The 18,738-nt window shown below is 73.5% G+C and carries 13 protein-coding genes; 7 read left to right on the top strand and 6 right to left on the bottom strand.

The annotated features are described in order from the left end of the window. Window positions 1-40 precede the first annotated feature (40 nt). Complete coding sequence (locus tag ACFY2K_RS14245) at window positions 41-1,717, top strand: FAD-binding dehydrogenase (protein ID WP_387711498.1); 1,677 nt, start codon at window positions 41-43, stop codon at window positions 1,715-1,717. Window positions 1,718-1,741: 24 nt separating this feature from the next. Here the strand turns inward: ACFY2K_RS14245 and ACFY2K_RS14240 are convergent, their stop codons facing one another. Together ACFY2K_RS14240 and ACFY2K_RS14235 are read right to left on the bottom strand one after the other, a co-directional pair. Next, window positions 1,742-2,536 (bottom strand): hypothetical protein, encoded by a 795-nt coding sequence (locus ACFY2K_RS14240; RefSeq protein WP_387711496.1) that lies wholly within the window; start codon window positions 2,534-2,536, stop codon window positions 1,742-1,744. Window positions 2,537-2,706: 170 nt separating this feature from the next. After that, complete coding sequence (locus ACFY2K_RS14235; protein ID WP_387711495.1) at window positions 2,707-5,484, bottom strand: SdrD B-like domain-containing protein; 2,778 nt, start codon at window positions 5,482-5,484, stop codon at window positions 2,707-2,709. Between the two features lie 467 nt (window positions 5,485-5,951). Between ACFY2K_RS14235 and ACFY2K_RS14230 the strand changes: the two genes are divergently transcribed. Further along, on the top strand, window positions 5,952-6,653 hold the full coding sequence (locus tag ACFY2K_RS14230; RefSeq protein WP_380642528.1) for a TetR/AcrR family transcriptional regulator: 702 nt from the start codon (window positions 5,952-5,954) through the stop codon (window positions 6,651-6,653). A 60-nt stretch (window positions 6,654-6,713) separates the two neighbouring features. Here the strand turns inward: ACFY2K_RS14230 and ACFY2K_RS14225 are convergent, their stop codons facing one another. Further along, a complete protein-coding gene (locus tag ACFY2K_RS14225; RefSeq protein ID WP_380642526.1) occupies window positions 6,714-8,177 on the bottom strand; it encodes an FAD-dependent monooxygenase in 1,464 nt (487 codons plus the stop codon). A 66-nt stretch (window positions 8,178-8,243) separates the two neighbouring features. On the opposite strand from ACFY2K_RS14225, the gene ACFY2K_RS14220 reads away from it, so the two are divergent. Beyond that, window positions 8,244-8,882: a TetR family transcriptional regulator gene (locus ACFY2K_RS14220; RefSeq protein ID WP_387711492.1), complete on the top strand. Its 639-nt coding sequence runs from the start codon at window positions 8,244-8,246 to the stop codon at window positions 8,880-8,882. A gap of 18 nt (window positions 8,883-8,900) precedes the next feature. Here the strand turns inward: ACFY2K_RS14220 and ACFY2K_RS14215 are convergent, their stop codons facing one another. The 3 genes from ACFY2K_RS14215 to ACFY2K_RS14205 form a co-directional block, all read right to left on the bottom strand. Then, the gene (locus tag ACFY2K_RS14215) at window positions 8,901-10,538 is read right to left on the bottom strand and encodes an amidohydrolase (RefSeq protein WP_380522935.1); all 1,638 of its coding nucleotides are present in this window, start codon (window positions 10,536-10,538) and stop codon (window positions 8,901-8,903) included. A 93-nt stretch (window positions 10,539-10,631) separates the two neighbouring features. Further along, the gene (locus ACFY2K_RS14210) at window positions 10,632-12,050 is read right to left on the bottom strand and encodes an APC family permease (RefSeq protein ID WP_387711490.1); all 1,419 of its coding nucleotides are present in this window, start codon (window positions 12,048-12,050) and stop codon (window positions 10,632-10,634) included. A 236-nt stretch (window positions 12,051-12,286) separates the two neighbouring features. Then, a complete protein-coding gene (locus ACFY2K_RS14205) occupies window positions 12,287-12,442 on the bottom strand; it encodes a DUF6131 family protein (protein ID WP_380522933.1) in 156 nt (51 codons plus the stop codon). Window positions 12,443-12,792: 350 nt separating this feature from the next. Here ACFY2K_RS14205 and ACFY2K_RS14200 point away from each other — a divergent pair, with 350 nt between their 5' ends. The 4 genes from ACFY2K_RS14200 (at window position 12,793) to ACFY2K_RS14185 (ending at window position 18,616) form a co-directional block, all read left to right on the top strand. Further along, complete coding sequence (locus ACFY2K_RS14200; RefSeq protein ID WP_387711487.1) at window positions 12,793-14,739, top strand: glycoside hydrolase family 5 protein; 1,947 nt, start codon at window positions 12,793-12,795, stop codon at window positions 14,737-14,739. Between the two features lie 159 nt (window positions 14,740-14,898). Beyond that, a complete protein-coding gene (locus ACFY2K_RS14195) occupies window positions 14,899-15,420 on the top strand; it encodes a signal peptide protein (protein ID WP_380522931.1) in 522 nt (173 codons plus the stop codon). Window positions 15,421-15,717: 297 nt separating this feature from the next. Beyond that, window positions 15,718-17,133, top strand: coding sequence for a family 2B encapsulin nanocompartment shell protein (locus tag ACFY2K_RS14190; protein WP_380642517.1), 1,416 nt, complete (start codon window positions 15,718-15,720; stop codon window positions 17,131-17,133). Beyond that, window positions 17,120-18,616: a SufS family cysteine desulfurase gene (locus ACFY2K_RS14185; protein ID WP_387711485.1), complete on the top strand. Its 1,497-nt coding sequence runs from the start codon at window positions 17,120-17,122 to the stop codon at window positions 18,614-18,616. Before ACFY2K_RS14190 ends, ACFY2K_RS14185 begins: the two co-directional genes overlap by 14 nt. Window positions 18,617-18,738 lie beyond the last annotated feature (122 nt).

The following is an 18,738-nucleotide window of genomic DNA, read 5'->3' as shown; positions in this document are numbered from 1 at the left end:
CGCGCCCGGGCGACGGCGGATTCCCCCGAGGGAGAGCTGCATGCCGTTCCAGCCTGAGGTGATCGTGGTCGGGGCCGGCCTGGCCGGACTGGTGGCGACGCACGAGCTGGCCAAGGCCGGTCGGCGGGTGCTGGTCGTCGAGCAGGAGAACCGGCGCAACCTCGGCGGCCAGGCGTTCTGGTCGCTCGGTGGGCTCTTCTTCGTCGACAGTCCGGAGCAGCGGCGGGCCGGGATCAAGGACTCCCTGGAGCTGGCCCGGCAGGACTGGCTCGGTTCGGCGGGCTTCGACCGCCCGGACGACGAGGACGTCTGGGGCCGGCGGTGGGCCGAGGCGTACCTGGCGTGGGCGGCGGGCGGCAAGCGCGGCTACCTGCGGGAGCTGGGCCACCGGGTGGTGCCGCTGGTGGGGTGGGCGGAGCGGGGTGCCGGTTCGGCCACCGGCCACGGCAACTCGGTGCCGCGCTTCCACATCACCTGGGGTACCGGGCCCGGTGTGGTGGAGGCCTTCCTGCGCCCGGTGCTGCGGGCGGAGCGCGCCGGGCTGGTGCGGTTCGCCTTCCGGCACCAGGTGGACGAGCTGCTGACGGAGGAGGGCGGGGGCGGCGCGGTGGTCGGCGTCCGGGGCTCGGTGCTGGCGCCGGACGACTCGGCGCGCGGGGTCAAGTCCTCGCGGGAGGTGACCGGCCCGTTCGAGGAGCGGGCGGCGGCGGTCGTGGTGACCTCCGGCGGCATCGGGCACAACCATGCGCTGATGCGCGCCAACTGGCCGACCGAGCGGGTCGGTCCGGCCCCCGAGCACCTGATCTCCGGCGTGCCCGCCCACGTCGACGGGCGGATGCTGGCCATCACCGAGCGGGCGGGCGGCCGGGTGGTCAACCGCGACCGGATGTGGGCGTACACCGAGGGCGTGCACAACTGGGACCCGGTCTGGCCGGACCACGCCATCCGGATCCTGCCCGGCCCGTCCTCGATGTGGTTCGACGCCGAGGGGCGCCGGCTGACCGGGATGTCCGGCGTGCCGGGGGCCGACTCTATCGGCGCGATGAAGCAGATCCTGGCCACCGGCCACGACTACTCCTGGTTCGTCCTGACCCAGTCGATCATCGAGAAGGAGTTCGCACTCTCCGGCTCGGAGCAGAACCCCGATCTGACCGGCCGCGACCTGGGGTTCGCGCTGCGGAGCCGGTTGGCGAAGGGCGCTCCGGGCCCGGTGGAGCGGTTCAAACAGCACGGCGAGGACTTCGTCGTCGCCCGGACCCTGCCCGAGCTGGTCGCGGCGATGAACGGGATCGCCCGCGGCCCGAAGCTCGACGCCGCCATGATTGAGCGTCAGATTGTCGCCAGGGACCGGGAGTTGGGCAACGATTTCAGCAAGGACGTGCAGGTGATGGCGATCCACAACGCCCGCCGGTCGCTGACCGACCGGATCGCCCGGGTCGCCAGGCCGCACCGGATCCTCGACCCGGCGCACGGCCCGCTGATCGGCGTACGGCTCAACATCCTGTCCCGCAAGACCCTCGGCGGCCTGCAGACCGACCTGGACTCGCGGGTGGTCGGCGCCGACGGGGCGCCCGTCCCCGGCCTGTACGCCGCCGGGGAGGTGGCCGGCTTCGGCGGCGGGGGCGTGCACGGGTACAACGCCCTGGAGGGCACCTTCCTCGGCGGGTGCATCTTCTCGGGGCGGGCGGCCGGCCTCGCCATCTCCCGCGCCCGCTAGCCGACTTGACACTTCGCCAGAAGATCAGCTGGTCAGCCAGGGCGCCTCGGGGAGCTTGGCGTCGGCGTTGCGGCCGGCGAACTCCACGGTGGCCGGCGTGCCCAGGCCCGCCACCCGCATGGTGACCCGGCGCAGCGAGCCGTCGCCGTCCACCCAGTAGGTGAGCGGCGAGCGGTTGCCGTCCGGTGCGGCGCCCTGGGCGCGCGGGCCGGAGAAGCGGTCGTAGCTGCGGCCGTCGATCCGGTCCTGGCCGAGCCAGCGGGCGCCGGACTGGGCGAGCAGCACCGGGTTGTCGGGGCGGTCGGCGCCGAGCTGGGTGAGCAGTTGGAGGCCGGCGTCCAGCGGGTCGGCGGTGTACGAGCGCGGCGACCAGCCGGAACGGGGGACGTGTTCGGCCTGCTGCCAGGGCGGGCTCCGGTCGCCCGCGGGTTCGGGGGCGAGGCCGAGGCCGCCGGTGTCCCAGACCACCAGCCCGTGGTCGAGCGGTCCGCCCGCTCCGGTGGACGTGTAGCGGCCGGCGCCCCGGTGGGTGCGGTAGTCGACGACCCCCTCGACCCGGATCCGCACTCCCCCGCCCTCGTCCGCGGTGAGCACCACGTTGACGGGGCTGGCCTGGTAGAGGTTCAGCCGGGACAGTGCCAGCCGGGCGGCCTCGTCGCTGCTGACCGGCCGTTCCGAGGCCTGGTCGGAGGTCGTCCGGTACGCGGCGACGCCGCCCGCGACGGCGGCGCACACCGCGCACGCGACCAGCGCCGTCAACCAGCGGGGGCGGCGGCGCCGGGGCGGTTCGGCGGCGGGGGCCTTCGTCTTCCGGGCCATGCGGGGGTGTGCTCCGATCGGTCGTTGCGGGCGGACGGCAGGAAGCCGGCGGGTGAGAAGGCGAGCCGGCCGGGTACGGGAACCGGGCGGGTCCGCGGTCCTCTCGGTCCGCGTACCCGCCCGGTCCGGGCCTCACCCCGTCAGGCCGGGGTGGGTGGCCGACAGCAGGGCTACTGGTGCTGGCCCCGGCGTCGGCGCACCACCAGGAACAGTCCCGCGCCGAGGGCGATCAGCACCGCGCCGCCGGCCGCGATCAGCGGCATGCCGCTGCTGGCTCCGGTGTGCGGGAGTTCGCCGCCGGGAGCGGGCGCCGGTGGGAGCGGCGTGCTCGGCGGGGTCGTCGTCGGCGTCGGGGTCGGCGTCGACGAGGCGGTGGGCGTCGGGGTGGGGATCAGCTTGTTGACGGCCGTGACGCCGACCCCGTCCTCCAGGTTGTCGGCGGTGAGCACCAGCGGTCCGAAGACCGTGTTGTCGGGCGCCGAGTAGCCGTCGGGCGGGCTCAACTCCTGCCAGTAGTACGTCCCGGGCACGCCGGTGCCCTGGCAGATGCCGTCCTTGCCGGTGGTGCACGGGTCACCGACGGGCGTGTCCGGCTTGGCCCCGGTGGCCTGGAGGCCGTCGGTGCCGTTGGTCTCGTGCCAGAGCTGGAACTTGGCGCCGGCGAGCGGCTTGCCGTCCTGGTCGTTCTTGACCAGCTTGAGCGCGCCCTCCTGCTGGCGGTAGCCGAAGTCGAAGGTGTGGTCGTTCTCGCCCGGTCCGCCGGTGGTCAGCGCCCGTTCGGGGAACTTGGCGCCGGCGGGGACGATGCCCTTCGAGTCGATGAAGTGGTTGTCGCCGACGTCGTGGTCGGTGGGCACCCAGTGGTACAGCGGGCCGCCCTTGGCGTAGTCGGCGGGGTTGTCGATCCGGATGGTGTACTTGGTGTGGGGCTTGAGGCCTCCGGGGACGTTGCTGTTGTCGAAGTAGTACTCGCCGCGCGCCGTGGTCTTCGTGGTGCCGAGGACCTTCCCCGACTCGTCGTAGAGGTTCACGGTGGCGCCCTTGACCGGGGTCTGGCCCGGGTTCTGGATGCCCTTGCGCTCGGGGTCGTACCAGACCCGGTTGCCGATCTGCAGCGGCGCCTGGTCGCAGAGCACTTCCAGGTCACCCATGGCCGCGCCCTTGCCGAACGGGGAGCCGGTCCCCGCCGGGGTCAGCCGCAGGCCGAACTTCGGGTCGTGGCTGCCGTCCGCGCGCTCCATGAAGGAGGTGCCGTAGCCGACCGCGGTGTGGTCCGGGTCGAAGGCGGAGCCCGCCACGGTGCTCTCGACCTTCGAGAGCGCGATGCCGGCGAACACCGTGTTGTGGTGGCCGACCGCGTCCCAGCCGGTGGAGAAGAACCGGGCACCGCGGACGGTCTTGCCGCAGCCGAGGTTGACGTCCATCACGTACGTGCCGTTCGACGGGCAGGCCTTGTTCAGGTCGCCGCCGGACATCACGGTGGCCGAGTTGGGCGCCGGGGCGCCCGGTCCGCGGTCGGCGAAGCGGTCCTTGAAGGCCAGCAGCATCGAGCCGTCGGTCTCGAACAGGATCTCGCCGAGCTCGGGCTCGGGGAACGCGATGGTGCTGTTGCCGCAGACCTTGCCGTTCTGCGAGGCCGGGAAAGTGCTGGTCCAGGCGAACCAGCCCGCGCCGTCGCACGGGCCGCTGCCGACCGTGGACTGCCGCGGGTAGTCCATCGGCTGGTCGAGCACCGGCTTGCCGAACGCCCCGGTGCCCAGGTCGAACGGCAGCACCAGGGCGCGCACGTCCGTGAGCTTGCCGGTGGACTCGCCGGAGCAGACCCCGCCGAGGAAGCCGGTGCCGTCCTGCAGCCCCAGACCGTAGGGGCGCCAGTCCGCAGCCGACGGGCAGCCCGGGTCCGGGATCGGGTAGGCGGCCTTCGGCGCCGAGGCCGTCGGCGCGGTGGCGTCGTAGCGGTAGAGCTTGCGGTCGTTCAGGTTGACGACGAACAGGTCCTTGCCGTCGTCGGTGATCTTGATGCCGCCCAGGCTCTCCTTCCCGGGGACGTCGAGGAAGGCGTCGTCCGTCCCGGCCCCGTGCGCGGTGCCACCCGCGTTCGGGACGGTGGTGAAGACGCTCGTCCTCCCCGGCTTGGCGGGGTCGCTCATGTCGGTGACGTAGATCCCGCCGGAGCCGGCGGGGCCGTAGTCGGTGGTGCGCTTGGCCGTCGCCGCGGAGAACACCCGCTTGTCGGCCTTGTTCCAGGCGATGCCGAAGATCGTCCCGGTGTCGGCGTCGGTGGCGACGTTCGTCGCGACGACGTCCTTGCCCGGGCCCTCCTGACCGCGCGAGTCGTACGGGAAGGAGACCAGGGTGCGCTGGGACTTGCCCTGGTAGGTGGGCGTCTGGCAGGCGGTCACCAGCGGTGCGTTCTTCTGGCAGTAGTCCGCCGGGTTCCACAGCCCGGTGGTGTAGGAGACGCTCTTGCCCCCGCTGAGGTCGACGAACTCCTCGTTGGAGCTGAGCTGGCTGGGCGCGCCGTCCAGGCCCTGGCGGGAGGCGAAGGCCGGGAACAGCACGCCCGGCTTCGGATTCACCACCTGGACGCGGTACTTGCCGCCGGTGGCCTTGCTGGTCGCGGGCGCCAGGGTGACCGTGCCGTCCGCCGCCGTGGTGCCGTCGATCGACACCCCGGCGTCGTCGGTGAGCGTCACCTTGACGCCCGCCATGTTCGGCTCCAGCGCGGGCGTCCAGGTGCCGGAGTCGTCCACGGCCCGGATCACCCGGACCGTGACCGTCCCGTCGCCGGTCTGCGAGACCGCCGCCGGGACCGCCGCCAGCGAGCTGCTGCCGACGACGACGGCGAGCGCCGCGATCCGGCCCACGACGCGGCGTCCGGAGCGGCCCGGCCGTGACCGGTCCGGGCCGCGCGCGGCGCCGTTCATCAGTTCATTCGTTGTGTTCATCCCTGCTCTCATCGTCCAAAGAGCCCAAATGGCCCGACTTCATGAGGGAGCCCACAGCGTGGCCTGAATCCGCCGTGGTTAACGTGAGCTTAAAGGGAATTCACCCAACCGGGTGGTCGATCGTGGAACTTTGATGACCTGTCAGACGTATCCACCACGACTCCCCTGACGGCTCGTCATGTCTCACCCTCTCCCACCAGCGGGAATCCGGACCCGGACAAGCTCTCGACACGGAATGAGCGCCATGTCGACAAAGCCGCCCGACCACGGAGGGTGACCGAACCTCGAACGGCACTACGAATGCCCCGGGAATTCGGCACGGCCCGCACAGAACTGTCCACGATTCATTCCAACCCACCAGTCCCAGGAGCAACGTTTGCCCGCGCTCGACCTCCCCCACGGTCCGGCCGCGAACGGCACCGTCCACCCCTGTCCTGCGTCAACACCGCTGACATAACCTGCGGGGCATGAGCGAACGCGTGGTCCCCGAGCCCCAGCGCCGTCGACGGCGACCCACCAAGCAGGGCGTCGTGCTCTCCCGGGAGCTGATCATCGACACCGCGCTGCGGCTGGTCGGGCAGCACGGCGCCGAGGCGCTCACCGTCCGCCGGCTCGGGACCGCGCTCGGCGCCGACCCCAGCGCCGTCTACCGCTACTTCCACAGCACCGACGACCTGCTGCTGGCCATCGCCGACGAACTCATCGGCCGCGCCCAGGCCGGCTGGCGCCCCACCGGAGACTGGCGCACCGACCTGCGCGCCATCGGCCTGCGGATCCACACCGCCTACCTCGCCCACCCCCAGGCCGCCCTGCTCGCCGCCCACCGCACCACCGGACGCGGCCACGAGACGGCCGCCGTCGAGACGATCCTCGGCGTGCTGCGCACCGCCGGCTTCCCCGACCCGGAGGCCGTCGCGATCTACCACGCCTTCGTCGACCAGAGCCTCGGCTTCGCCGCCCTGGACGCCGCCGCCCTCGCCCTCCCCGCCGCCGCGGCCACGGCCGACCTCCAGGTCTGGCAGGCCTCCTACGCCCGCCTCGACGCCGCCACCCACCCCCACATCGCCGCCACCGCCCACCTGCTCTCCACCGACATGCGCCGCAGCGGCTACCCGTACGCCCTCGACCTGCTGCTCGACGCCGCGGCGGCCCGGCTGGCGGCCGACTGAGGGAGCACGAGGCCGACGGCCGGCCCGGCGGGCACCGTCAAAGCGCCCGGCCGGTGCCGGTCAGCCGAACCAGCGGGCGAGGGCCGTGTCCAGCGGCGTGCCGTCCCGGTCGGTCCAGGCGAGGTAGCCGTCGGGGCGGATCAGGAGGGCCCCGGCCCCGTCGACGTCCTCGTCGGTCTTCGCCAGGACGTGCTCGACCCGGTCGGCCCGGTCGCCGACCGACCGCCGGGTGCCGTCCAGGGACAGCAGCAGGCCACGGCCGGAGCCCATCAGGGAGCTCGCCCGCACCGGCCCGGCCTCGGTGGTCAGCTCCAGGTCGATCAGCCGGGGGCCGACCCCCGGGTACTGGAGGTCCAGGCCGGACATCATGCCCGAGACGTACCGGTGGGCGTCGGGCAGCCGCAGCAGCTCGGTGACGAACTCGCGGACCGTGGCGAGCTCCTCGTCCCGCCCCGGGTTCATGATCACGTTCTGTGCCCGGGTGTGGCGCAGCACCCGTGCGGCGACCGGGTGCCGCTCCTCGTGGTAGCTGTCGAGCAGCCCGGCGGGGGCCCAGCCGTTGATCGTGCCGGCGAGCTTCCAGCCCAGGTTGACGGCGTCCTGGACGCCCAGGTTGACGCCCTGTCCGCCGATCGGCATGTGGATGTGCGCCGCGTCCCCGGCGAAGAACACCCGGCCCTCGCGGTAGCGCTCGACCTGGCGCACGGCATCGCCGAACCGGGAGGCCGCGCGCAGTTCGCCGAGCTGCGTCCCGGGCCCGTAGACGGCGTGCAGGGCCTCCTGGACCTCGTCCGCGGAGACCGGTGACGCGTGGTCCGGGCCGTCGCCGGAGAGCTTGCCGAACAGCATCCGGTACAGGTCCGGGCCGATGGGGTGCAGGATCGAGTGGAAGCCGTTGGCCGACTTCGCGAACGCGCTGAAGTGCCCGGGCTCGGTGCGGACTTCCGCCGAGCGCGCGGCGAGCGTGAGGTCCGCGGCCACGGCGGACATCCGCCGCTCCCGGCCGGGGAAGTCCACGCCCAGCAGTCGGCGGACGGAGCTGTGCCCGCCGTCGCAGGCGACGAGGTAGCGGCCCCGGAGCTCGCCGCTGCCGCCGTCCTCGGCCCGCCACCCGACGGTCACGCCGTCCGCGTCCTGGGCGATCGCCGTCACCTCGCGGCCGCGCAGCACGGGTACGCCCCGCTCGGTGAGGAGCCCTTCGAGGAGGGCCTCCAGCGCGGCCTGCGGGACGGCGACCGGGTGCGGGTAGCGGGTGCGCCACGGCGTGCAGTCCAGCTCGACCGGCAGGGTGGCGAAGTGCCCGCCCGAGCTCTTCCGGGGCGGCAGCTCCGCGAGCAGCGGCTCCAGCAGCCCCCGCAGGTCCAGCACTTCGGCGGTGCGCGGCTGGAGGCTGCCGGCCCGGGACTGGGTGCTCCGGGTGAGCAGCTTCTCCGTGACGACGACCGGGATCCCGGCCAGCGTCAGCTCGTTCGCCAGCATCAGCCCGGTCGGGCCCGCCCCCACGACGATGACTTCGGTCTGCACAGCAACCTCCGCGAGAAGAACCAGGTGCAATTCTGCACTCAGTCTACCACGAGGTAGACTGAGTGCATGAATCAGCAGATGGGCCTACGGGAACGCAAGAAGGAACGCACCCGGGAGACGATCGGCGCGACGGCGATCCGGCTCTTCCTCGACAAGGGCTTCGACCAGGTGTCGATCACCGAGATCGCCGAGGCGGCGGACGTCTCCCGGCGCACCCTCTTCGCCTACTTCCCCACGAAGGAGGACCTCGTCCTCCAGCGCTTCGCCGACCACGAGGACGAGGCGGCCCGCACCGTCCGCGCCCGCCCGGACGGCCTCCCCCCGCTGGAGGCGCTGCGCGCCGCCCACCTCGACGCCCTGGCCCGGCGCGATCCGAACACCGGCCTGTGCGACGACCCCGAGGTGATGGCCTTCCTCCACCTGATCAGCGACACCGAGAGCCTGGCCGCACGGTTGGCGCGCTACTCGGGACGCGGCGCCGAAGCCCTGGGCGCGGCCCTGCGGGAGGCGGGCGTCGACCCGCTCGCCGCCCGCCTGGTGGCCGCCCAGGTGATCGTGGTGCAGCGGGAGCTCGCCACCGTGAACCAGGAGCACCTGGCCGCCGGCACCTCCGCCGACGACCACTACCCGGCGGCGGTCCGGGCGGCGGAGCTCGCCTTCGACCTGCTGAGCGGCGGGCTGGACCGGGGCGTCGACCTGGCCTGAGCGGGCGGCCGCCCGCGCTCACTCGGCCGCGTGGACGAGTTCACCCCCCACGTAGGTGCGCAGCACCCGGGCCTCGGCGATCTCCTCCGGAGGGCCGGTGAGGATGTCGCGGTCGAGCACGACCAGGTCGGCGAGGTGCCCGACGGCGAGGGTGCCGGCGTCGTCGTGGCCGTTCACGTGGGCGGATCCGGCGGTGTAGGCGGCGAGGGCGGAGGCGAGGTCGAGGCGCTGCTCGGGCAGGAAGACCCGGCCGTGGGTGGCGCCGGGCTCCATCCGGTGGACGGCGACGTGCAGGCCCGCCAGCGGGTCGGGGCTGCTCACCGGCCAGTCGCTGCCCGCCGCGAGGGTGGCGCCCGCCCGCTGGAGCCCGCCGAACGGGTACTGCCGGGCGGCGCGTTCGGGGCCGAGGAAGGGGATGGTGAGTTCGTCCATCTGCGGTTCGTGCGCGGCCCACAGCGGCTGGATGTTGGCGACGGCGCCGAGCCGGGCGAAGCGGGGCAGGTCGTCCGGGTGGACCACCTGGAGGTGGGCGAGGTGGTGCCGGGTGTCGCGTCGGCCGTTCTTCGCCCGGGCGGCCTCGACGGCGTCCAGCGCCTCGCGGACGGCCCGGTCGCCGAGGGCGTGGAAGTGCACCTGGAAGCCGAGCGCGTCGAGTTCGGTGACGTATCCGCACAGCGCGGCCGGATCGACGAAGCTGAGGCCGGAGTTGGCGGTGGCGCAGCCGCAGCCGTCCAGGTAGGGGCTGGTCATCGCGGCGGTGAAGTTCTCCGCGATGCCGTCCTGCATGATCTTCACCGAGCCGGCCCGGAACCGGCCGTGGCTCAACTCGGCGCGGCGCCGGACGAGTTCGGGGATCTGTTCGGCGCCGCGGGCGCGGTCCCACCAGAGCGCGCCGGTGACCCGGGCGGTCAGTTCGCCGGAGCGGGCGGCGGCGAGGTAGGCGTCGGACGGGTCCGGCTGGCCGTTGAACTCGCCGAGCAGGGCGTCCTGCCAGCCGGTGATGCCGAGCGAGTGCAGCAGGCGCTGGGCCCGGAGCAGGCCGGCCAGCCGCTGGGCGGCGGTGGCCGGCGGCACCAGGCGGGCGACCAGCGTGGTGGCGCCCTCCTGGAGGGTGCCCGCCGGGGTGCCGTCGGGTTCGCGTTCGATCCGGCCGTCGGCCGGGTCGGGGGTGTCCCGGGTGAGGCCGGCCAGCTCCAGGGCCCGGGTGTTGGCCCAGGCGCCGTGGTGGTCCCGGTTGGTCAGGTAGACCGGGCGGTCGGGGACGGCGGAGTCGAGCAACTGCCGGGTGGGCAGGCCGCCTTCGAAGCTCTCCAGGGACCAGCCGCTGCCGGTGATCCACTCCTGGTCGGGGTTGGCCCCGGCGTAGGCGCGGATCCGGTCCAGGTACTCGGCCACGCCGACCGTGCCGGTGAGGTCGCAGGCGGCCAACTCGACGCCGCCGTAGACCGCGTGGACGTGGGCGTCCTGGAAGCCGGGCAGCAGCAGCCTGCCGGTGAGGTCCACGACCTCGGTGCGCGGCCCGATCAGTTGGTGGACCTCGTCGTGGCCGACGGCGGTGATCCGCCCTCCGGTCACGGCCAGGCTGCTCGCCCGGGTGCGGGCGGCGTCGCCGGTGTGGACGGGGCCGTGGGTGAGGACGAGGTCGGCCTCGGTCATGGGTGGTGCTCCTTCGTGCCGGTGCGGCAGGGCTGTCGGGTCGGGCGGTGGGGTCGGGCGGCCGGGTCGGGCAGCCGGGTCAGACGGTACGGCTCAGGCGGCCGGGTCGAGGAAGTACGGCGAGCGGCGCCGCCAGCGGGCCCAGGCCGCCGACGGGAGGCCGGTGACGATCATCAGCGCCACCACGGTCAGTTCGAACCAGCCGTTGTCCGCGGCGAGTTCGAAGTGGTCGGTGGAGTCGTAGAAGGTCCAGGCCAGGTAGCCGCCCACGGCGAGCAGTGTCGCCGCGCCGAGCAGCGGGCCGACCACCGCGCGCAGGCCCTGCACCGGGTCGGTGCGCAGCAGGCCGCGGAAACGGACGGCGGAGGCGACGGCGGTGAGCGCGTAGTAGAGGGCGACGATGATGCCGATCGCGTTGACGGCGGCCGAGATCAGGTCGTTGACGGTCGGAATGGCGATCGAGGCGAGGGCGAGCAGCGCGGCGAAGCCGGTGACCAGCAGGGTGCCGACGGCGGGGGTGGCGTGCCGGGGGTGCAGCCTGGTCCAGACCGGGCCGAGCACGCCGTCGCGCCCCATCGCGTACATCCCGCGCGCGGTCGGGATCACCGAGGCCTGGAGCGAGGCCACCGCGGAGAAGGTGAGCGCGATCAACGGCAGTGCGGCAAGCGGCTGGTGGGCGAGGGCGGCGCCGAAGTAGGTGAGTCCGTGGGCGCCGTTGTCGGCCAACTCGCCGAGCGGGAGCACCCGTTGGAAGGCCGTCCCGGCGAGCAGGAAGAGCAGCATCATGACCACCAGGGCCAGGAAGCCGCCGCGCGAGGCGTCCCGCGGGTCGCGGACCTCCTCGCCGACGCTGAACACCGACTCGAACCCCCAGTAGCAGAACACCGCGAGCACCATGCCCTGGGCCAGGGCGCCGAAGGAGGGCAGGTCGAAGGGGTTGAACCAGTGGAGCGAGAAGGGCTGGTCGCCGGCGAACAGGCCGTAGCCGCAGAAGCCGAGCAGCACGGCGTACTCGAAGACCAGCAGGGCCTTCTGGAGTCGGGCGGCGAGGTCGAGGCCGCGGACGGCGACCAGGGCGGCGCCGATCAGGACGGCCAGGCCGAGCAGGGTGCACTGGACGGTGGAGTCGGCGTCCAGGCGCAGCCCGGCGATGCTGCGCAGGTGGGCCTGGTCGAGGAGCTGGATGACGGCCGAGCCGGTGACGGTGGTGGTGTAGGCCATGAAGACCACGGTGCCGACGGTGTTCACCCAGCCGGTGAGGAAGCCCAGCCAGGGGCTGAGGGTACGGCCGACCCAGCGGTAGCTGCTGCCGGCGTCGGGTTCGACGGCGTTCAGACGTCCGTAGCCGCCCGCGATGGCGAGCACGGGGAGGAAGGCCAGCAGCATGATCGCGGGCAGGTGGAGGCCGACGACGCCCGCCATCAGGCCGAGGCCGATCCCGATGCTGCTGGTGGCGGCCGTGCTGGAGGCGGCGATGGCCGCGCCGTCCAGCAGGCCGATGGACCTGTGCATGGCGCCGTGCTGCGCGCCGGTTCTCGGGCCGCTGCCCGTGTCGTCCCTCAGCGTCGATGCCAACGGATCACCGCCTTGCTCGTGGGGGGTGGGGGCGGGCGCGGATGTTCGGGGGGCGCCCGGGGGTGGGGGAAGTGCGAGCCATGAAACCGGCGGTGTCGTTTCACGTCAATGCTGTTGTCATAAGCGCTCGGGCCCGACTCCTCGAACGGAGTCGGGCCGGGAACGGTGGGTGCCTACCAGTAGTGGCGGCGGCCGCCGACCTCGCGACCGACCGTGCCCATGACCAGCAGGACGAGGCCGATGAGGAGCAGGATGACGCCGACGGTCCACAGGATGGAGATGCCGCTGACGAATCCGATGACGAGGAGGATGACTCCGAGGACGATCACGACGAGCTCCGTTCTTTCGCCCTCCCGGTGGGTTCCTCCGCTGGTGCGGAGGCATGCTGCGCCTTCCCCGTTCTCGGGTTTCGATTCAGGAATCCCGGAATTTCCTCGGCGACCACCGCCGGACGCCCACGGGCCGGGTTGGCCGGGTGGGCCGGGGCGACGAGATCGACCGGGTCGACCGGGTCGACCGGGTCGACCAGCGCACGGTGCGTGGTCGCACCCCGCTCCACCCTGCGCCCGCTCCACGCTGCGACCGATCCCCCTGCGACCGGCCCACGGGCCTCGTCCCGGACGGTGGTCTTGACGTACCGTCAACAAGCCCTGCCCCCGTCACCCTCACCGGAGCATCCGTGACACCCCTTCGAAAGGCCCGCACCGCCGTGCTCGCGGTGGCCGGCCTGCTGGCCGCACTCCTCAACGCCGCCCCACCCGCACAGGCGGCCGCCCCCGCCGCCCCGACCGCCTCCGCCGCCGCCGCGCCCGCGTCGAGCGGCGCCCGGCTGGCCGCCTCCTGGACCGGCCCGCTCAGCACCCGGGGGCGGTACGTGGTCGACGCCAACGGCGACCGGTTCAAGCTCAAGGCCGGCAACTGGGCCGGAGCACAGGGGACTTGGGAGGGCAGCGGCTCGACCACGGACCCCGCGGACAACCAGGCCGGCCAGGTCTCGTACAACATCCCGCTCGGGCTGGACCGGGCCCCGATCGACCGGATCCTGGCGGGCTTCCACGGCCTGGGCCTGAACGCCGTCCGGCTGCCGTTCGCCAACGCGATGATCCACGACACCGCCGCCGTCCCGGACGCCGCCGTCGCGGCCAACCCGCAGCTCCGGGGCAGCACCCCGCTGCAGGTCTACGACGCCGTGGTGGCCGCACTGACCGCCGACGGGTTCGCGGTCGTCCTCAACAACCACACCACCAGCTACCGCTTCTGCTGCGGCCTGGACGGCAACGAGCGCTGGAACAGCGGTCAGAGCACCCAGCAGTGGGAGGACGACTGGGTGTTCATGGCGAACCGCTACAAGGCCGACAAGCGGGTGGTCGGCGCGGACCTGCGCAACGAGGTGCGCCGCGACACCTGGGACGACCCCAACTGGGGCCTGGGCGACGCCCACGACGAGTACGCGGCCTTCGAGGAGGCGGGCAACCGGATCCTCCAGGCCGACCCTGACCTGCTGGTCGTCATGGAGGGCATCAACTGGTACGGCATCCCCGCCGCCGGGTTCTCCCACGGCCGGCCGATGCTCACCCCGGTGGCGAACCTGTCCAACACCCTGATCCGGTCCGACAAACTGGTCTACGCGGCGCACTTCTACGCCTACACCGGCCCGGCCAACACCGGCGCGGGCAGCGGCCCGGGCTCGACCTCCGACCCGCGCTACGAGGACTTCACCCCCGAGCAGCTCGCCCAGGTGGTGAACCAGGAGGCCCTGTTCGTCACCCAGGACGGCCAGCACTTCACCGCCCCGGTCTGGGTCAGCGAGTTCGGCGCCGGCGGGCGCGGCTCCACCGACGCCAAGGAACAGGCCTGGTTCGACCGCTTCACCGACGTGCTGGCCGCCAACGACACCGACTTCGCGGTCTGGCCGCTGGTCGGCTGGCAGCACGACGGCGTCCCGAACGACAGCTGGGCGCTGCTCTCCTACGACACCGGCGGCCGGCAGCTCGGCCTGAACGACCCGGGCGACTGGCGGGCCGCGGACTGGAACAAGCTGGTGAACGCCCCCTCGTACACCGGTCCGGTCGCCCCGGTCGCCCGCTGGAACATGCTCGACCTCGACCACGGTGACCAGAACGTCTCGGCCCGGATGCTGGCCCGGCCCGACTGGAGCCCCGGCAACCGCAAGGGCGACTGCCCCGACGGCCAGCGGCTGGCCGGCCTCGGCCGCGGCAGCAGCCGGGGCCTGTGCACCGACGCGGGGCAGCCGCCGCTCGGCACCGGGGACTGGGTGACCGTCACCGACCAGCGCTACGTCACCGGCGGCGACTGGGCCTCCGGCTACGACAAGCTCCAGTGCCCGGACAACACCTTCGCCGTGGGCTACGGCGTCCACGACAACGCGATGTCCGCACTGCTCTGCGCCCCGGCCACCACCGCGCTGCCGAGCACCGGTCGCACGGTCTGGTTCGACCGCGGCGACAACCGGCCGGCGAACGGCGGCTCGCTCGCCGGTGACTGGGCGCCCGGCTCCTACAAGGGCCAGTGCGCCGACGGCGAGTACGTCGCCGGTGTCGCCGACACCTGGCGCGGGCTCCAGTACGGCGTCCCGGACGCGCTGCTCTGCCGCCCGCTGCGCTGACCACCGCGGCGGGGGGCACGTGCCCGGCGGATGCGCCATCCGCCGGGCACGTGCAAGGTGGTGGAGTACGAAACGCCCGGCCGGCGACCGTCCGTGGCCCCGCGGACACCGTCCGCCGGGCGAGCGGCCCCCAGCCGCCCCTCGACCGAAGGAGGCGCCATGCCGTCCAGGACGATCCCCCGTCGGGCTCTGGTGCTGACCGCCGCCGCCCTCGCCGTCCTGCCCGCCACGGCGCTCACGGCGCCCGCGCGGGCGGCCTCCGGGCCCTCCGCGCCCCCGGCGGCCACGGTAGCGGCATCCGGTCCGGCCGCTGCCGTGCCGGTGCGCTTCGTGGACCTGCCGGACTCCGCGCTGCCGACCGACCGGGCACCGCACCGGATCACCTTCCGCTACCGCAACGACACCCCGAAGGATCAGACGGTCGCCCCGCAGATCCTGGTCGAGTCACCCCAGCGGGGCCCGTTCCTCAGCCCCTCCGACGTCCGGCTGGAGATGCGCGGGACGGACGGCAGCTGGCGCACCGTGCCGCTGGCCAGCCAGACCGGCACGCTGTACACCGCGCTGGTCCCGGCGAAGATCGTCCTGCACTCCGGCCACACCCTCACCGAGAGCTACCGGCTCACCGTCCTGCACGCGCCCGCCCGGGGCACCGTCGAGCCGCGGATCGCGGTCTACGCCTGAGCGGTCCCCCCGAGGGGCGCTCCGGATCGGGCCGGTCCGGGGTGCCCCGGTTGTGCGCCTCCGACCGCCCCCCGTGCTTCCAAGCCGTGCTTGGGGAAGCATCGGTGCCCGTTATAGGAAACTCACTCGATCGAGTGAGTTTGGCGGCCATGAGTCGCTCATTCGTGCAGCGGCGTGTCCGCTATCCGGTGCCCTCAAACGTGCCCACGGCACTCCGTTGCAGCGGCAAGAATCGGCGAGGCGGTCCGACACCGGTCGGACCCCGTCCTCCCACACCTGCCGCAGAGGGGACCAGCCGTGACCACCGAGGCCGTTCCGCAGAACCAGCCCAGCCAGCAGAGCCTGAGTACCTCCGCCGCCCGCAACCTCGCCACCACCACCAAGACCGTGCCGCAGATGCTCGGGATCACCCCGCGCTACCTGCTGCGGGTGCTGCCCTGGGTCGACCTGGAGGCGGGCGTCTTCCGGGTCAACCGCCGCCGGGGCTTCATCCTCGGCGACGGCCTGGTCGGCACGTACGTCGACGGCTCCGGCGCCGCCCGGGTCATCCCCGAGGACCTGCGCGAACTGGCCTTCCTCAGCCAGGTCGACGGCCCGGTGCTCACCGCCCTGGCCGCCGGGTTCGCCGAGCGCGAGGTCGCGCCCGGCGAGCTGATCGTCGATGCCGACGCCCCGGCCGAGCAGCTGCACATCATCTCCTCCGGGCGGGCCGAGAAGCGCGCCACCGGCGAGTACGGCCAGGACGCCCTGCTAGGCATGCTCGGCGACGGCGACTTCTTCGACGCCGCCGCCTGGGCGGCCGGCACCGCGATGCCGTACCGGGTGAAGGCCGTCAGCTCCTGTACCGTGCTCACCCTGGACCGCCGCCTGCTCACCGAACTCGCCGCCCGGGAGCCCTCGTTGCGCGCCCAGCTGGACGAGTTCGCGGCCGCCCGGGGCCAGGTCGACGCCGAGCACCCGATCGACCTCAGCTCGGGCCACTCCGGCGAGCCGTACCTGCCGGAGACCTTCGTCGACTACGACGAGGCCCCGCGCGAGTACGAGCTGAGCATCGCCCAGACCGTGCTCAAGGTGCACACCCGCGTCGCGGACATCTACAACTCCGACATGGACCAGGTCCAGGCCCAACTCCGGCTGACCGTCGAGGCGTTGCGCGAGCGCCAGGAGTGGGAGATGCTCAACCACCCCGAGTACGGCCTGCTCAACAACGTGGTGCCCACCCAGCGGGTGCGCACCCGCGGCGGCGCGCCCACCCCGGACGACCTGGACGAGCTGCTCGCCCGGGTCTGGAAGCAGCCCGCCTTCTTCCTGGCCCACCCGCGGGCGATCGCCGCGTTCGGCCGCGAGTGCACCCGGCGCGGGGTGCCGCCGCAGATCGTCGAGCTGTTCGGCAGTCCGTTCCTGACCTGGCGCGGCGTGCCGCTGCTGCCCTCCGACAAGCTGGACCTCAAGGGCTCGGCCAACTCGGCGCCCGGCACCACCAACATCCTGCTGATGCGGGTCGGCGAGGAGCGCCAGGGCGTGGTGGGCCTGCGGCCGGCCAAGGTCCCGGACGAGGTCGAGCCCGGGCTGGCGGTGCGCGCGATGGGCGTCGACCGACAGGCCATCACCTCCTACCTGGTGACCAGTTACTTCTCGACCGCCGCGCTGGTGGACGACGCCGTCGCCGTGCTGCAGAACGTCGAGGTGTCCAACTACCATGACTACTCCTGACGGATTCGGGCGCGGCACCGGCGTCAACGCGGCCCCGGGCGCACCGGCCGTTCCGGGAGCCCGGACCGCGCCGGGGGCCCCGGCCGCACCGGGAGCCCAGGCCGCACCCGCCGCGCCGGGCGGACTCACCGCCTCCCCCGCCGCCGCGCCCCCGTTCCCGCTCCCCGAGGCCCTCGCCCACGCCGCCGGCGGCCCGCGCTACTGGCTGCCCACCCGGGCCGACCGGACGTCACCGCCCACCGCCCCCGCCGCGGGCTTCGACGTCGAGGCCGTCCGCCGCGACTTCCCCCAGCTGCACCGCGAGGTCAACGGCCGCCCGCTGGTCTGGCTGGACAACGGCGCCACCACCCTCAAGCCCCGCCAGGTGGTCGAGGCGGTCGGCGAGCACTACTCGGCGGGCACCTCCAACGTCCACCGCGGGGCGCACACCCTCGCCAAGCAGGCCACCCAGATCTACGAGGAGGGCCGCGCCGAGGCCGCCAAGCTGCTCGGCGCCCCGGACCCGGACGAGATCGTCTTCGTCCGGGGCACCACCGAGGCCGTCAACCTGGTGGCCCAGACCTGGGGCCGGGCCAACCTCGGCGTCGGCGACGAGATCCTGGTCTCCGCCGCCGAGCACCACTCCAACCTGGTGCCCTGGCAGCTGATCGCCAAGGAGCGCCGGGCCCGGGTCGTCCCGATCCCGCTGCTGCCGGACGGGCAGCTGGACCAGGACGCCTACCGGGACCTGCTCGGCTTCCGGACCAAGCTGGTGGCCCTCACCCACGCCTCCAACGTGCTGGGGACGGTGCCGCCGGTGGCCGAGATGACGGCGCTGGCCCACCGCTACGGCGCCAAGGTGCTGGTCGACGGCGCCCAGGCGGTGGCCCACTTCCCGGTGGACGTCACCGCGCTGGACGCCGACTTCTACGCCTTCTCGGGGCACAAGATCTTCGCCCCGACCGGGATCGGCGCGCTCTACGGGAAGCGGGAACTGCTGGAGGCCATGCCCCCGTGGCAGGGCGGCGGCAACATGATCGACTCGGTGAGCTTCGAGGAGACCAGCTACGCCCCCGTCCCGCACCGCCTGGAGGCCGGCACCGGCCACATCGGCGGGGTCGCCGGGCTGCGGGCCGCCCTGCGGTACGTCGCCGGGCTGGACCGCGCGGCCGCCACCGCGCACGAGGAGCAGCTCACCGCGTACGCCACCGCGGCGCTGCGCACGGTGCCCGGGCTGCGGCTGATCGGCGAGGCCCCGGGCAAGATCGGGGTGCTCACCTTCCTGCTCGCCGGGACGGACCCGATCGCCCTCGCCGGGGCCCTCGACCAGCAGGGCATCGCCATCCGGGCGGGCCACCACTGCGCCCAACCCGCCCTCGCCGCCTACGGGTTGCAGAGCGCGGCCCGGGCCTCGCTGGCCCTGTACAACACCGTGCAGGACGTCGACGCCCTGGTCGCCGCGCTCCAGGGCGTCCAGGCGGAGTCCGCGGCGGCCGGAGCCTGACCCGACCGGGGGCGGGCGCCCCGACCACCCCCGCCCCCGGAACGGTCCCGGCCCCATCCCGATCCCCGGCCCCGGCCCCGCTCGCGCAGCGGGACCGGGGCCGTTCCGTGAGATCGACCACG

It is taken from the genome of Kitasatospora sp. NPDC001309, from assembly GCF_042896295.1.
GTDB lineage: Bacteria > Actinomycetota > Actinomycetes > Streptomycetales > Streptomycetaceae > Kitasatospora.
Note: the sequence above shows the minus strand (reverse complement) of the source record. Positions and strands in the feature narration are given on the sequence as shown.